This is a genomic window from Streptomyces sp. NPDC002884 (assembly GCF_040295245.1).
Taxonomy (GTDB): Bacteria; Actinomycetota; Actinomycetes; order Streptomycetales; family Streptomycetaceae; genus Streptomyces.
Genome location: NZ_JBEOVB010000002.1, coordinates 510,846 through 524,763 on the forward strand (window position 1 = coordinate 510,846; position 13,918 = coordinate 524,763).

Below are 13,918 nucleotides of genomic sequence, written 5' to 3' on the forward strand. Positions count from 1 at the left end.
CCTCGGACGGCACCCCCCGAGGAGCAGCCGGGACGCACGCGCGTACTCCCGGCGGGGTACGCGCACTGCCGCTGGCCGTACGACGACCCGGACCCCCGTCCGGCGGGACTCTCGAGACATCACGCAGACCCACTGAGGAGATGACCCGAGATGAACACTCTGGCGAACTGGGACGGCGGCGGACCCGGCCCGTGGATCCTGTTCCTCCCGCTGATCTGGGCGGCCGCCGTCGCAGGCGTCGTCACGCTCGTTCGCCGCACGGGGTGGCGCGGCCGCCGCGGTCCGTGGAGCGCGGTCGGCGACCCCCGGCCCACCGGCGACTCGCCCCTCGCCGTCCTCGGCCGTCGCTTCGCCTCCGGCGAGATCGACGAGGACGAGTACTGGCGTCGGCTGTCCGTCCTGGACGAGCAGTTCGGCCGCACGGGCAAGGGCGGTGCGGCATGAGCACCGCGACCGCCGGCACGGTGACCCGCGACGCCGCGCGGGTCGTCGACGCCGTGAAGGTGTACGGCGTCGGCGACACCGCGGTACGGGCCCTGGACGGGGTGAGCGTGGCCTTCCCGGCCGGACGGTTCACCGCGATCATGGGCCCGTCGGGCTCGGGCAAGTCCACGCTGATGCACTGCGCCGCCGGCCTGGACACCCTCACCTCGGGGACCGCGTACATCGGCGACACCGCACTGCGCACCCTCGACGACCGTCGCCTCACCCTCCTGCGCCGGGACCGGGTCGGTTTCGTCTTCCAGGCGTTCAACCTGGTGCCGACCCTGACCGTCGAGGAGAACATCCGGCTGCCGCTGGACCTGGCGGGCGAGCGGGGCGAGTCGGAGTGGATCGACGCCCTCGTGGACGTCGTCGGGCTGCGCGACCGGCTCCACCACCGGCCCTCCGAGCTCTCCGGCGGCCAGCAGCAACGCGTCGCCGTGGCAAGGGCGTTCGCCGGTCGCCCGGACGTCGTCTTCGCCGACGAGCCCACCGGCAACCTCGACTCCCGCAGCGGGGGAGAGGTGCTCGCGCTCCTCGCCCGCACCGTGCGCCGGACCGGCCGCACGGTCGTCATGGTCACCCACGATCCGGTCGCCGCCGCCCACGCCGACGAGGTCGTCTTCCTCGCCGACGGACGGCTCGTCGACCGGATGGAGTCCCCGGCCGCCGACCGCGTCCTGGACCGCATGAAAGCCTTCGAGGTGCCGTCGTGAACGCGTCCCTGCGGCTCAGCCTCTCGTCGCTGCGCGCCCACCGGCGCCGCTTCGCCGGGACCTTCCTCGCGGTCTTCCTCGGCGTGGCCTTCCTGGCCGGAACGCTGGTCATGGGGGACACCCTGCGGGCCGGCTTCGACTCGATGTTCGGCAACGCGACGGCGGGCACCGACGCCGTCGTGCGCGGCGCCGACACCATCACCGCCCCCGGCGAGAGCCAGGGCGTGCGACAGCCCGTCCCCGCGGACCTGGCCGACACCGTCGCGGCCGTCCCCGGCGTCGCGGCCGCCGCCCCCGACATCCAGGGCGCGGGGCAACTCGTCGGGAGCGACGGCGAGCCGATCGGCGGCCAGGGCCCGCCCACCCTCGCCGGCAACTGGATCACCGACGCGAAGCTCAACCCCTACCGGCTCGCGGAGGGCCGCGCACCGGCCCGGTCGGGCGAGGTCGTCGTCAACCGGGGCACCGCCGAGCAGGGCGGCCTGAAGATCGGCGACACCACCACGCTGCGCACCCCCGACCCCGTGCGCGTGACGATCGTCGGACTCGCGACCTTCGGCGGCGAGGACGGCATGGCCCAGGTGACCTTCACCGGCATGACCCGCGCCGACGCCGAGAAGCACCTCACCGCCGGGTCCGGCCGGGCGACGGGCATCGTCGTGCGCGCCGACCCGGGAGTGAGCCAGTCGGAGCTCGTCGACCGGCTGACTCCCGTGCTGCCCCGGGGCGTCGAGGCCATCACCGGTCAGGCGGCCGCGCAGGAGAACACCGACATGATCGCGAGCCGGTTCCTGACCGTCTTCACCACGTTCCTCCTGGTGTTCTCCGGTGTGGCCCTGCTGGTCGCGACCTTCTCCATCCACAACACCTTCGCGATCGTCGTGGCCCAACGCGCCCGGGAGAACGCCCTGCTGCGGGCCCTGGGCGCCTCCCGCCGCCAGGTCACCGAGGCCACGCTCGTCGAGGCCGCCGCGGTCGCCGTGACCGCTTCGGCCGCCGGACTCGCGGGCGGCATCGGTGTCGCCGCCGGTCTCCAGGCGCTGTTCCCGGCCATCGGATTCCCCTTCCCCGAGGGCGACCTGGTGATCGGCGCCGTGTCGCTGGCCCTCCCCCTCGTGGTCGGCGTCCTGGTCTGCCTGGGTTCGGCGCTGCTGCCCGCCGTGCGCGCCGGCCGCACCGCCCCGCTGGCCGCGCTGCGCGAGACGGCCGTGGACGCGGCCGGCGCCTCCCGGCCGCGCGCCGTCACCGGCACGGGCCTGCTCGCCCTCGCCGTCGCGGCGACCCTCGCCGGAGTCCTGGCCGCCCCGTCCGTGTGGCTGGCCGGCGGCGGAGCCGTCCTGGCCCTGATCGCCTTCGTCGTCCTCGGCCCGGTCGCCGTCGGCACGGCCGTACGCGTTCTCGGCAGTCCGCTGGACCGGCTGCGGGGCGTCACCGGAGCCCTCGCCCGTCGCAACGCCCTGCGCAGCCCGAGGCGGACGGCGGCCACCGCCGGCGCCCTGATGATCGGCGTCGCCGTGGTCTCCCTCTTCACCGTGTTCGGGGCCTCCCTCAAGGCGACCATGGACCAGACCGTCTCCCGCTCCTTCGCGGGCGACGTCGCCGTCAGCACCCCCTCCTTCGGCGCGGGCGGCAGCGGACTCAGCCCGAAGCTCGCCCCGGCCCTCGGCGAGCTCCCCGAGGTGGACACGGCCGTCGGACTCGGCCGGGGCGTCGCGGAAGTCGACGGGAAGGGGCGGGCGTTGACCGTCACCGACCCGGTCGCACTGCGCCGCACCTTCGACCTCGGCGCCGTCCGGGGCGACCTGGGCGCGCTCGGGACCGACGGCATCGCCGTCACCCGGCAGGAGGCGGACCGCCGGCATCTGACCACCGGAGACACCGCCCGGCTCGCCTTCACCGACGGCGACGAGAAGACGTTCACCGTACGCGCGGTCTACGGCCGCTCCGAACTCGCCGGCGACTACGTCATCACCCGCGCGGCCTGGGCCCCGCACCGCACCCAGGACGCCGACACGCTGCTCGCGGTCTCCTTCGCGGACGGCGTGGGCACGGCCGAGGGCAAGGCGGCCGTGGAGAAGGTCGCGGCCCGGTACGGCAACCCCGAAGTGCAGACCCGCGACGAGTACGCGCAGTCCTCGGCGGGCGGCATCGACATGATGCTCACCCTGGTCTACGCCCTGCTCGCCCTCGCGGTCCTCATCGCCCTGCTGGGCATCGCCAACACGCTGACCCTGGCGATCCACGAGCGCACCCGCGAGCTCGGTCTGCTCCGGGCCGTCGGCCAGACCCGGTCCCAGCTGCGCGCCATGGTGCGCTGGGAGTCGGTCCTGGTCGCCGCGTTCGGCACGGCGGGCGGCCTGGCCCTCGGCGCCTTCCTCGGCTGGGTGCTGGTCCGGGCCTCCGACGGGGCGAGCGACAGCGCCTTCGCCTTCGCGCTGCCGCCCGCGCGACTCGCGGTGGTGGCCCTGGTGGGCGTCGCCGCCGGAGCCCTCGCCGGCCTGCGCCCGGCCCGGCGCGCGGCACGCCTGGACGTACTGCGCGCCATCGCCACGGAGTGACGTACGCCCGAACGGCGTACACCCCAGGGACGAGGCCCCGTGGCCCAAGGAGACGTACGCCCCGAGGGAGCCGTGCGCCCCGAGGGAGCCGTGCGTTTCGAGGAAGACGTGCGCCCCGAGGGTGACGTCACCGCCCGGTCAGCCGACGACGGCCGACCGGGCGGGGGCATGTGCGGGCCGCAGATCGTCGACGGAGACGACCTCCGTGAACCGCGGCGGGGCCTGCTCCCGGGGCGTACGACGCGGCGGACGCGCCGACAGCTCGCGCGTGGCCACCGGGGCCGGCAGCGTGAACCACACGACCTTGCCGGACTCGCCGTCCGGCCGGGCGCCCCAGCTCTCGCTCACCGCCGCCACCATGGCCAGGCCGCGCCCACAGGTGGCGAGCGCGTGTTCGTCGACCACCCCCACGACCGGCAGGCGCGGGTCGTGGTCGCGCACGGAGACGGTGAGCCGGTCGAGCAGCAGCTCCATCTCCACGACGCACAGCTTGTCGGGCTGCGCGTGCAGGTGGACGTTGGTCAACAGCTCCGTCACACCGAGTGCGGCGCGGTCTATGAGCGGATCCATATGCCAGTAGCGCAACTGCGCCGATACGATTCTGCGGACCTGGCCGATCCGCGACGGCAGGGCCTGAAGCTCGACCGTGCAGTGCCTGTTCGGGTTGGTGATCACGGCTGCGACTCCCCGACTTAGGTCCGGAAGAACACGGGATTCGGATCGAGCAGAGCGTCTGCGCAAGGCGGCCGCCTGCTGTCGTGGCCGGCGGGCTGGTTCGCAGCGTTATCGCCGGTAAACCCAGAGTGACGTGAGACCAGAGTGGCGCAGGGGCCGCGATGCCGCAACTCGCGTCGGCCCGGCCACCCGTCCGGCCTCATCGACGCGAGGTCAGCCGCCGCGCCCCGCCGCCCTGCGCACGGCCTCGATGAAGCGGCGCGCCGCAGGCGGCCCCGGTTCGCCCGGCGCCGGGTCGTGGTCGCCGAGAGTCAGCAGATACCGCTTGCCGTTGAGGTCGGCCAGCGCCCGGTCCTCCGGCGCGAACCACGGCCTGGAGGCGCGGACCGCCTGCACGGGCGCGCTGTCGATCTCGCTGCCGTAGCTGGTCAGCAGCTCCAGCCTGCCGTCGCTGATCCGGACCTGGCCGGCTCGGGTGAGCGAACGCAGCCTCTTGCCGATGCGCACGCCCGTGGCCTTGAACTCCGGCTCCGCCATGCCTCCCCGCCCCCTTGTGCGCCTGGGCGAGCCGAACCGTGCACCCGCGTGGGTCGTGATCCAGCCCGCGTCGTGATCGAACTCGTCCTCGATCCAGTGTGCGCCCCCGTCCGGAACCCGCGTCCGGACCGGCGTCATCACCCCGCCCGGACCATCGCCCGACCCGGTGCAGTCTGCCCGCGCCCGGCGTCGAGCACCAGTGCGCACGACGTCTCGGCGCCACCCGTCCGGAGCATTCGCGGGAATGCGCCCCCGCCCGCCCAAAGCCGCTCCCCAGGGCCGCCTTTGAGGCTCTCAAAGGTGTGTTTATGCAGGTGAGAAGCGTGTGACGGGTGCATATGATCGGTGCGTCGGCCGCGCGGACCACCGTCGGCGCGAAGCCTGAAGGAGCCCCGCCGTGACCACCCCCCAGACCGGCAGAACCGGCGCCACCCTCGATGTCGACCGCAGCGACACCACCTACCGTGACTGGCTGAAAGAAGCCGTCCGCAAGGTCCAGGCGGACGCCAACCGCTCGGCCGACACCCATCTGCTGCGCTTCCCGCTCCCCGAGAAGTGGGGCATCGACCTGTATCTCAAGGACGAGTCGACCCACCCCACCGGCAGCCTCAAGCACCGACTCGCCCGCTCGCTCTTCCTCTACGGCCTGTGCAATGGCTGGATCCGGCCGGGCCGCCCGGTGATCGAGGCGTCCAGCGGCTCGACGGCCGTCTCCGAGGCGTACTTCGCCAAGCTGATCGGCGTGCCCTTCATCGCGGTCATGCCGCGCACGACGAGCGCCGAGAAGATCCGCCTGATCGAGTTCCACGGCGGCCGGTGCCACTTCGTCGACGACTCCCGCACGATGTACGAGGACTCCGCCCGCCTCGCGGCGGACAGCGGCGGCCACTACATGGACCAGTTCACCTACGCCGAACGGGCCACGGACTGGCGCGGGAACAACAACATCGCCGAATCCATCTTCCGCCAACTGGAGTGGGAGCGGTTCCCGGAGCCCGCCTGGATCGTGGCCACGGCCGGCACCGGCGGCACCTCCGCGACCCTCGCCCGGTACGTCCACTACACGCGGCGCGACACCCGCATCTGCGTCGCCGACCCGGAGAACTCGTGCTTCTTCGAGGGCTGGACCACCGGCGATCCGGACGTCACCTGCGACTGCGGCTCACGCATCGAGGGCATCGGACGGCCGCGCATGGAGCCCAGCTTCGTGCCCGGTGCCGTCGACCGGATGATGAAGGTCCCGGACGCGGCCAGCGTCGCCGCCGTGCGCGCCCTGGAACGGGCCATCGGCCGCAAGGCGGGCGGCTCGACGGGCACCGGACTGTGGAGCGCGCTGAAGATCGTCGCCGAGATGGTGGCCGACGGACGGCGCGGCAGCGTGGTCACCCTGCTCTGCGACCCGGGCGACCGGTACCTCGACAAGTACTACTCCGACGCCTGGCTCGCCGACCAGGGCCTGGACATCGCCCCGTACACCACCGTGATCGAGTCGCTGCTGGCCACGGGCGTGTGGACGGCCTGACGTCCGGTACGCGCCGCCCGAGCGGCCGGGCCGGGGCCCTCTACGGGGCGAGCCGGCGTTCCAGCTTCGTCACCGCGCCCCGGAACGACCGCCCCAGACCCGCCCGGGCCAGCCGCAGAGCCACCCGGAACGCGCCGTTCCCGTCGGCGGCGAACGTCCACTGCACCCGCGTCCCCGCCCCGGCCGGCGACAGCCGCCACTCCTCGACCAGCGCCCGGACGCCCGGCGCGTTGGTCACGTCCACGCGGTAGGCGTACACCTCGGGCTCCTTCGCCACGAGCACCGTCTCCCGGAAACGCGTGCCGCCCCTGAGCCGTACGTCCCGCCCCGCGCCGTCGTCCAGCGGCTGGACGGACGTCACGGCGGGGAACCACTCCGCCCAGCCGGACACGTCCTCGGCGAGCGCGCGGAAGACGCGCTCAGGGGGAGCGGACACCTCCCGGGCGAAGACCAGCCGTACAGGAGCGGTCTCGACGAAGGCGAGCCCTTCGGGACGCAACCGGTGAGCCATGCGCGGCAACCTCCTCATGGCGAGGAAACGGGCTGCGTCACCCTAGCCGCAGGCCCTTCAGATGTCTGTACCCTCACCGGGCTCGCCGGCGACCACCAGCCGCCGCAGCTGCTCGGAGACCTCCACGCGCGCCGCCTCCGGCAGCCCCGCGTCCGTCACCAGCGTGTCGACCTGCTCCAGCGCCGCGAACGAACTCAGGCCCACCACGCCCCACTTGGTGTGGTCCGCGACCACCACCACCCGGCGCGCCGACTGCACCAGACGCCGGTTGGTCTCGGCCTCCGCGAGGTTCGGCGTCGACAGACCGGCCTCGGCCGATATCCCGTGCACACCGAGGAACAGCACGTCGAAGTGGAGCGCCGCGATGGCCTGGTCGGCGACCGGCCCCACCAGCGAGTCGGACGGCGTGCGCACCCCGCCGGTCAGCACGACCGTGGCCGCGCCCTGCCGGGGGCCCGAGGTGCGCTGCGCCATGTGGAAGACGTCGGCCACGCGCACGGAGTTGGTCACCACGGTCAGATCGGGCACGTCCACCAGATGATGCGCCAGCGCGTACGTCGTCGTACCGCCCGACAACGCGATCGCGCTGCCCGGGGCGACGAGTTCCGCCGCCGCCTTCGCGATGTCCTCCTTGGCGGTCAGCTCCAGGCCCGACTTCGCCTCGAAGCCCGGCTCGTGGGTGCTGGCCTCCACGACCGGCACCGCGCCGCCGTGCACCTTCTCCAGAACGCCCTGTCGCGCCAGCGCGTCGAGATCGCGGCGCACCGTCATGTCCGACACGCCGAGCTTGCGGGTGAGCTCGTTGACCCGTACGCCGCCCCGGCGGCGCACCTCGTCAAGGATCAGGGCACGGCGCTGCTCCGCGAGGAGGTTCTGATTCTCACTCACGTACGCTCCGGTCCTTTCCCTCAGCCCGTCCGACACGCCCGCTCACCTGCTCCGACGAGGCCATTCTCGCCGATTCCGGTGCGGGGGCGTCCCATCCTCGCACGGCTCGCTCACAGCCGGTCCACCACCCCGACGCGTGCATGCCACTCATACATGGCACGGATGTTCCCCGCCCGGTCCGGGGAGGATCCGTGACGGGAGGTGTATCAAGCCCTTGAAGTGGCGATCCTTATGTCCGCACGACACATGTCGAAGGCGTGTCACGGGGGAAGTGCGAACAGTGGAACGTGCCTCAGCGGACAGCACCTCAGCGGACAGAACGGCCCTGGAACTCCTGGTCCACGGCGTGGGCGGCGCCACGCCCGAGAAGATGCTCAACGATCCTCGCACCGTGCGGATCACCGGCGACGACACGGCGGCCGTGTTCCGGCGCGCCGACGACGTCGGCGCGGACACCGGCCCCGCCGACGACCGCGGCCGCGACGCCCCGGTTCCCGAGGCCTATGTGTGGTCCAACCTCACCTCGGGCAACGGCACCCGCGCCCTGTGGCTCCTGCTGCTGCCGTTCATGGTCGTCAACCTCGCCCACTGGATGCGGCCCGCCGCACGGGAGGGCGTCCGCGCGGTGCGTCTGTACGGACTGCTCGTGCGGCTCGCGGCGCTGAGCCTGACGGTGCTGCTCGTCGCCGCGGCCTGCGAGGTCGCCCTCGACCTGACCGCCTGGCAGTGCGCGGGCACGACCGCGTGCGCCGAGCGTCACTCCTGGCTGGGCTTCCTCTCACCGGCGCTCTCCGACGGCGGCTGGTGGAGCCCGCCGGGCCGCCGGCTCGCCCTCGCCGCCCTGGTCCCGACGGCCCTCGTCGGCCTCCTCTGGTACCTGTCCCACCGCACCTGGCGGGCGTACGAGTCCCAGCAACCCCTCGATCGCGCGGCCGAGCCCGAGAACGGCCCCGATCACACCGCGCTCGGCCGGCCCGGCTTCTGGTACGGGCGCCGTCTGGTGGCCCGCCTCCGCGCGGCGCACACCGCGGCGGGACTGCTGACGGTGGCCGCGGCGGTCGGCACGGCGGCCGTGCGCCAGGACCGCCGACCCGGCGGCCCGGCCCTCCTCGACGGGCTCGGCCGGTTGCTGGAGGCGTCCCTGGTGGCGGGCGCGCTGGCCACGGTGTGGGTGGTCTGCCGCCGGGGCCGCAGCGAGCACCGCCTCGACCGCCGCGTCGACGCGCACCTCGTCCACCGGCTGCCGTCCGCCGCCCTGGTCCTGCTCGCCCTCACCCTGGTGTACGCCGGGTGGGAGCGCCCCGGCTGGCACTCCGCAGGCCGGCTCCCCGGCGACGCGGCCTTCGGCGGCCTCGCCGTCGCCCAGGGCGTCCTGGTGATCGCCCTCGCGGCCGTCGCCCGCGTCCTGCACCACTGCCCACGCGAGCGCTCCGCGTCCGCGTCCGCGTCCGCGAACACGAACACGGACACGGACGGTGCCACTGCCGTCGAGCGGGTCCAGCTCGTCCAGCAGGAGCGCTGTGCCCTGCGCGGGCTCGGCGGGCCCGCTGTCGCGATGCTGGCCTGCGCACTCGGCGGGGTGATGTCCGGTGGTGTGTCGCAGCGGGTGTCGGACTGGCTGGACGGCACCGGGACCTTCCTCGACGGACCGCCCGTGCTCCTGACCTGGCAGGCGTCCGCGATCCCCGTGCTGCTCGTCGTCCTGCTGGTGCTGTGCGGACTGCTCGGCCGGCAGACCTGGCTGCTCACCCGGGCCGAGCAGGACGCGGTGGGCCGCGAGTACGGGGTCGGGCCCGGTGACCCGGCCCGCACCCGTCGCATCGCCCGCGCCCGCGCGATGGCCACGCTCACCGACCGCGGCCCGCTCCTCGTGGCCGTGGTCTCCACCGCGACCCTGCTCCTGGGCGCGGGCGCGCTCGTCGGCGCCTTCGCCACCGGGAAGACCCCGGTCCGCGCGGGGGACGGCGCCCAGTCCTTCGTCCAGGGCGCCGCCCAGACCGCACAGGCGCTGGGCTCCTGGCTCATCGGCCTCGGCTTCGTGCTCTTCGTCACCTGGGGCCGGCGGGCCTACAAGGACGCCTCCGCCCGGCGCACGATCGGCATCCTCTGGGACGTCGGCACCTTCTGGCCGCGCGCCGCGCACCCCTTCGCCCCGCCCTGCTACGCCGAGCGCGCGGTCCCCGACCTGACCTGGCGGATGGCGAGTTGGACGCGCGCCACGGGAGGACGTCTGGTGATCTCCGGTCACTCCCAGGGCAGCGTCCTCGCGGCCGCAGCGGCCTGGCAGCTGAAACCCTCCGACCGCAGACGGGTCGCCCTGCTCACCTACGGCTCCCCGATCGAGCGCCTCTACGGGCGCTGGTTCCCGGCCCACTTCGGTCCGGCCGCGCTCGCCGCCCTGCACGAGGACATCGCCTGCTGGCGCAACCTGTACCGGCTCACCGATCCCATCGGCGGCCCGGTCCGGCTGGCCGGCGACGACTGCGGCCCCCAGGTGGACCGCGAGCCCCTCGCGGACCCGCTGGCGTACGGCCGCGACGCGGAACACCCGCTGCCCGCGCCCATCCTGGGCCACTCCGACTACCAGGCCGACCCGGCGTTCGCACAGGAGCGCGAGCACCTGCTGGGACGGCTGCGACCGGAGCTGCCCGTCCAGCGCACCTGAGCGGACCTGCGCAGACCCGAGCGGATCCGCTCAGGACAGCTCGGGCAGGTCCTCCGCGTACAGCAGCGTCAGGTCGTCCTTGTTCGGCTCGGCCACCTGGGCGACCCGGCCGGCGTGCCGCTCCACCATCGCCTCGAATGTCTGGCGCGCGGTACGCCCGTTGCCGAAGGCGGGTCCCTTGGGGAGTTCCGTGAAGTACGCGCGCAGGGCGTCCGCGGTGCCCGGAGCGAGTCGGTACTCGTGCTCCTCGGCCTGCTGCTCCACGATCCGCAACAGCTCGTCCGGGCCGTAGTCACCGAAGGTGATGGTCCGGGAGAAACGGGACGCCACACCGGGGTTGACCGAGAGGAAGCGCTCCATCTCCGCCGTGTAGCCCGCCACGATCACCACCACGGAGTCCCGCTGGTCCTCCATCAGCTTCACCAGGGTGTCGATGGCCTCCTTGCCGAAGTCGCGGCCCGCGTCCTCCGGCGACAGCGCGTACGCCTCGTCGATGAACAGCACACCGCCGTGCGCCCGTTGGAAGGCCTCCTGGGTGCGGATCGCCGTCGAGCCGATGTGCTCGCCCACCAGGTCGACGCGGGACACCTCGACGAGATGCCCCTTCTCCAGCACGTCCAGGGCGGCGAGGATCTCGCCGTAGAGGCGGGCGACCGTCGTCTTGCCGGTGCCGGGGGAGCCGGTGAAGACCAGATGGCGCTTGACCGACGCCGCCTTGAGGCCGGCCTGCTGACGGCGCCGACCCACCTCGATCATGTCGATGAGGGCCCGCACCTCGCGCTTGACGCTCTCCAGGCCCACCAGCGTGTCCAGCTCGCCGAGCACGTCCTTCGAGCTCCGCACCGACGGCTCCGGCTCACCGGCGGCCCGCTGCGGCTCCGGCGCGGTGACCCGCTGCTCGGGGATCAGGCCCAGCAGACCCGGCGACTGCGCGGTCGTCTGCACCACCGTCTCCGGCGCCGCCGCGGTTCCGGGCGTCCGCACGCCCGCGCTCTCGTCGCTGGTGCAGTCCTCGACCACGGGACCGGATCCCGAGCCGCCGTCCGCCCCGGCGTCGGCGAACTCGTAACCGCCGCGCGCGCAGCGCTCCGTACGGCATTTGCGCAGCGTCGTACGACTGCCGTCTATGACGTGGAAGCCATAGCCGCCGCTGTTCGTCACCCGGCAGTTCAGGAAGGTGCCGCGGCCGCCGGCCGACACATAGAACCCGGCCTCGGCGGGGGAGTCGACGGTGCAGCGCTCGACGGTGGGGTCGGCGCCCTTGGTGACGATCACGCCGGTCTGCGTGCCGTCCACGGTGCAGTTGTTGAGGGTGCCGCCGCTGCCGTGGTCGCGGAACCACGCGCCGGTCGCCGCGTCCCGGATCCGGCAGTCGTCGAGCTGGGCCGTCGCGCCGTCGCTCACCGACACGGCCGTGTTGCGCACCTGGGACAGGTCGCTGTCGACGACGTCCGCGCGGGAGCCCCGGTCGAGGACGAACAGGGCGTCGGGCACGTCGTGCACCCGGCAGGAGTCGAGGACCGCGGTGGCGCCGTCGCTGACCCAGACGGCCGGATAGTCGCCGGTGCTGTCGAAGATCTCGCACTGGTTGGCGTCCACGCGCGTGCCCGGGTCCCACACCGACAGCCCGTTGCGGCCGAACTGACGCACCGTCGTGCGGGTCAGCGTCAGTACGGAGCGGGAGCGCAGGTCGACCGCGTTCTCCGGGATGTCGTGGATACGGCAGTCCGCCAGGGTGAGCACGGCGTCCGTGTCGAGCGTGACGCCGTCGGAGGTCGTGCGGTGCACATCGCAGTCGGTGAGGTGCGCGGTGGCCCGGGCGGTGATCTGGACACCGCTGCCCCTGACCTCGTAGACCTCGCAGCCCACCGCCTCCAGGGACGAGCCGTCGCCGGTCGCGCTCAGACCCGCGCCCGACGTGTGGTGCACCCGGCAGCGCTCCAGCCGGGGGTGGGCGCCGCCGCGCACCGAGACGCCGGCCTGCCCCGCCGCGACGACCTCGCACTCCTCGAAGACACCGCCGCCGCCGTCGACCACGGCGATGCCGATGCCCGCCGGGTTGTCGACGGTGCACCGCCGGACCGTCGGGCGGGCACTGCCCCGCACCTCGATGCCCGCCGCGGACCGCGTGACGATCCGCAGGTCCAGCAGCTCCGGGGTGCCGTCCTCGACGAGCACCGCGGGCGCGGCCGCGTCCTGGCCCTCCACATGCAGGTCCTGTACCACCGCCGAGGCGCGCACGGTCAACGGCACCCCGTCCACGGGCGCGAGGCGCACGGAACCGGGGGAACCCTCGGGGCCGCGCAGCGTCACCGACCGCTCCACGACCAGGTTCTCCCGGTAGGTTCCGGGAGCGATGGTGAGGACGTCGCCCTCGGCCGCGGCCTCCAGGGCGGCGGCGAGCGACGCGTACTCACCCGTGCGGCGCCGCCACCTCGATGTGCCGGTGTGCGTCACCTGGACCGTGCCCTGTGCCATGGCGTTGCTGTGCCCCCACCTCGTGGTACGCGGGTTGATGCCGAATGGTTCGGCCGGACCACCGTAGCGTGCGCGCGGGTGGTGGGTTGACCAGAGACGGAAGGCCGTCAACTGCCGGTGCCGGTGCGGCCCCAGTCCGGGCCCGCCCGGTCCCATGCCTGGTCCCAACGGGCATGGCGGCGACGGACCATGCGCCAGACGATCAGCCGCCGACCGGCCTCGACGGCGCCCGCGGTGAGCAGGGCCGCGCCGAAGCCGGCGAGCACGGCGTGCGTCGTCGCCGTGGCGGAGTCCAGCGGGCGGGCCACCAGGGCGCCGTGCCCGTCCGTCCATATCTCGAAGTGGTCGCCGTGGTGCGGGGTCTTGAGACCCGCCAGGACCGTGCCGTGCTGCGCGGTGCCGTCCGGGGCCGTCCAGTCGGCGACGACCCGGGTGCGCGCCTCCCGGCCGGTGGCCGTCTCCGGGTCCACCTCCAGCGGCGAACCGTCCGCCTTCCGCACCACGGTGGCCGTGACCTCGTGACGGGACTGCCGCTGCTCGTGGACCGACCGCTGGAGGACGTCCTGCGCCACGGCGCCGACGACGGAACCCACCACGGGCGCGACGAGGAGGATCAGCAGCAAAGCCGACAAGGCCACCCACGCCTCGACCAGATCCGTCCTACGGCGCAGTGGATTGTGTCGCCAGCGCCAGATTCCGCCGATCGCTCGCACCGCCCGCACCCCCTTCCCGCTCCGTGATAACCCCCGTTGGAGCCGTTCACGCGCGGGCCCGGGGAAAGAGAGAGCGAAATCACCAGAGCCCGGGACCTCTCATGAACTTCTCACCCGATGTCAACGCTCCGGAGCCGGGCGGGGGTTCCCACGGATCGCCCGGGTTCCGACC

The 13,918-nt window shown here is 73.6% G+C and carries 11 protein-coding genes; 5 read left to right on the forward strand and 6 right to left on the reverse strand.

Features of this window, described 5'->3' with window-relative positions; translation table 11 throughout:
- The first annotated feature begins 150 nt into the window (after nucleotides 1–150).
- The 3 genes from ABT070_RS06640 to ABT070_RS06650 are packed head-to-tail and all read left to right on the forward strand — an operon-like array spanning nucleotide 151 to nucleotide 3,757.
- A complete protein-coding gene (locus ABT070_RS06640) occupies nucleotides 151–444 on the forward strand; it encodes an SHOCT domain-containing protein (protein WP_351755594.1) in 294 nt (97 codons plus the stop codon).
- Nucleotides 441–1,199: an ABC transporter ATP-binding protein gene (locus ABT070_RS06645; RefSeq protein WP_351755597.1), complete on the forward strand. Its 759-nt coding sequence runs from the start codon at nucleotides 441–443 to the stop codon at nucleotides 1,197–1,199. Before ABT070_RS06640 ends, ABT070_RS06645 begins: the two co-directional genes overlap by 4 nt.
- Entirely contained in the window at nucleotides 1,196–3,757 is a 2,562-nt protein-coding gene (locus tag ABT070_RS06650; protein WP_351755600.1) for an ABC transporter permease, read from the forward strand. Before ABT070_RS06645 ends, ABT070_RS06650 begins: the two co-directional genes overlap by 4 nt.
- Before the next feature lie 138 nt (nucleotides 3,758–3,895).
- On the opposite strand, the gene ABT070_RS06655 is transcribed toward ABT070_RS06650, so the two are convergent.
- Together ABT070_RS06655 and ABT070_RS06660 are read right to left on the reverse strand one after the other, a co-directional pair.
- A complete protein-coding gene (locus ABT070_RS06655; protein WP_351755602.1) occupies nucleotides 3,896–4,432 on the reverse strand; it encodes an ATP-binding protein in 537 nt (178 codons plus the stop codon).
- A gap of 213 nt (nucleotides 4,433–4,645) precedes the next feature.
- Nucleotides 4,646–4,969, reverse strand: a complete 324-nt coding sequence (locus ABT070_RS06660; RefSeq protein WP_351755605.1) for a hypothetical protein — start codon at nucleotides 4,967–4,969, stop codon at nucleotides 4,646–4,648.
- A gap of 397 nt (nucleotides 4,970–5,366) precedes the next feature.
- Here ABT070_RS06660 and cds1 point away from each other — a divergent pair, with 397 nt between their 5' ends.
- Nucleotides 5,367–6,491: an L-cysteine desulfhydrase Cds1 gene (gene cds1 / locus ABT070_RS06665; RefSeq protein WP_351755607.1), complete on the forward strand. Its 1,125-nt coding sequence runs from the start codon at nucleotides 5,367–5,369 to the stop codon at nucleotides 6,489–6,491.
- A 40-nt stretch (nucleotides 6,492–6,531) separates the two neighbouring features.
- Here the strand turns inward: cds1 and ABT070_RS06670 are convergent, their stop codons facing one another.
- Together ABT070_RS06670 and ABT070_RS06675 are read right to left on the reverse strand one after the other, a co-directional pair.
- On the reverse strand, nucleotides 6,532–7,002 hold the full coding sequence (locus ABT070_RS06670; protein WP_351755610.1) for an SRPBCC family protein: 471 nt from the start codon (nucleotides 7,000–7,002) through the stop codon (nucleotides 6,532–6,534).
- A gap of 57 nt (nucleotides 7,003–7,059) precedes the next feature.
- Nucleotides 7,060–7,890 carry a DeoR/GlpR family DNA-binding transcription regulator gene (locus ABT070_RS06675; RefSeq protein ID WP_351755612.1) on the reverse strand — a complete coding sequence of 277 codons (831 nt, stop codon included), beginning with the start codon at nucleotides 7,888–7,890 and terminating at the stop codon, nucleotides 7,060–7,062.
- Between the two features lie 280 nt (nucleotides 7,891–8,170).
- Between ABT070_RS06675 and ABT070_RS06680 the strand changes: the two genes are divergently transcribed.
- The gene (locus tag ABT070_RS06680; protein WP_351755615.1) at nucleotides 8,171–10,555 is read left to right on the forward strand and encodes a hypothetical protein; all 2,385 of its coding nucleotides are present in this window, start codon (nucleotides 8,171–8,173) and stop codon (nucleotides 10,553–10,555) included.
- Between the two features lie 30 nt (nucleotides 10,556–10,585).
- Here the strand turns inward: ABT070_RS06680 and ABT070_RS06685 are convergent, their stop codons facing one another.
- Nucleotides 10,586–13,033, reverse strand: coding sequence for a right-handed parallel beta-helix repeat-containing protein (locus tag ABT070_RS06685; RefSeq protein ID WP_351755618.1), 2,448 nt, complete (start codon nucleotides 13,031–13,033; stop codon nucleotides 10,586–10,588).
- 107 nt (nucleotides 13,034–13,140) lie between these two features.
- A complete protein-coding gene (locus ABT070_RS06690) occupies nucleotides 13,141–13,746 on the reverse strand; it encodes an Rv1733c family protein (protein WP_351755621.1) in 606 nt (201 codons plus the stop codon).
- Between the last annotated feature and the right edge of the window lie 172 nt (nucleotides 13,747–13,918).

Excerpts from the sequence above, each read along its gene's own strand:
- ABT070_RS06640 (WP_351755594.1), top strand. The coding sequence starts at position 151 with ATGAACACTCTGGCGAACTGGGACGGCGGCGGACCCGGCCCGTGGATC.
- ABT070_RS06645 (WP_351755597.1), top strand. The coding sequence starts at position 441 with ATGAGCACCGCGACCGCCGGCACGGTGACCCGCGACGCCGCGCGGGTC.
- ABT070_RS06660 (WP_351755605.1), bottom strand. The coding sequence starts at position 4,969 with ATGGCGGAGCCGGAGTTCAAGGCCACGGGCGTGCGCATCGGCAAGAGG.
- ABT070_RS06670 (WP_351755610.1), bottom strand. The coding sequence starts at position 7,002 with ATGGCTCACCGGTTGCGTCCCGAAGGGCTCGCCTTCGTCGAGACCGCT.
- ABT070_RS06685 (WP_351755618.1), bottom strand. The coding sequence starts at position 13,033 with ATGGCACAGGGCACGGTCCAGGTGACGCACACCGGCACATCGAGGTGG.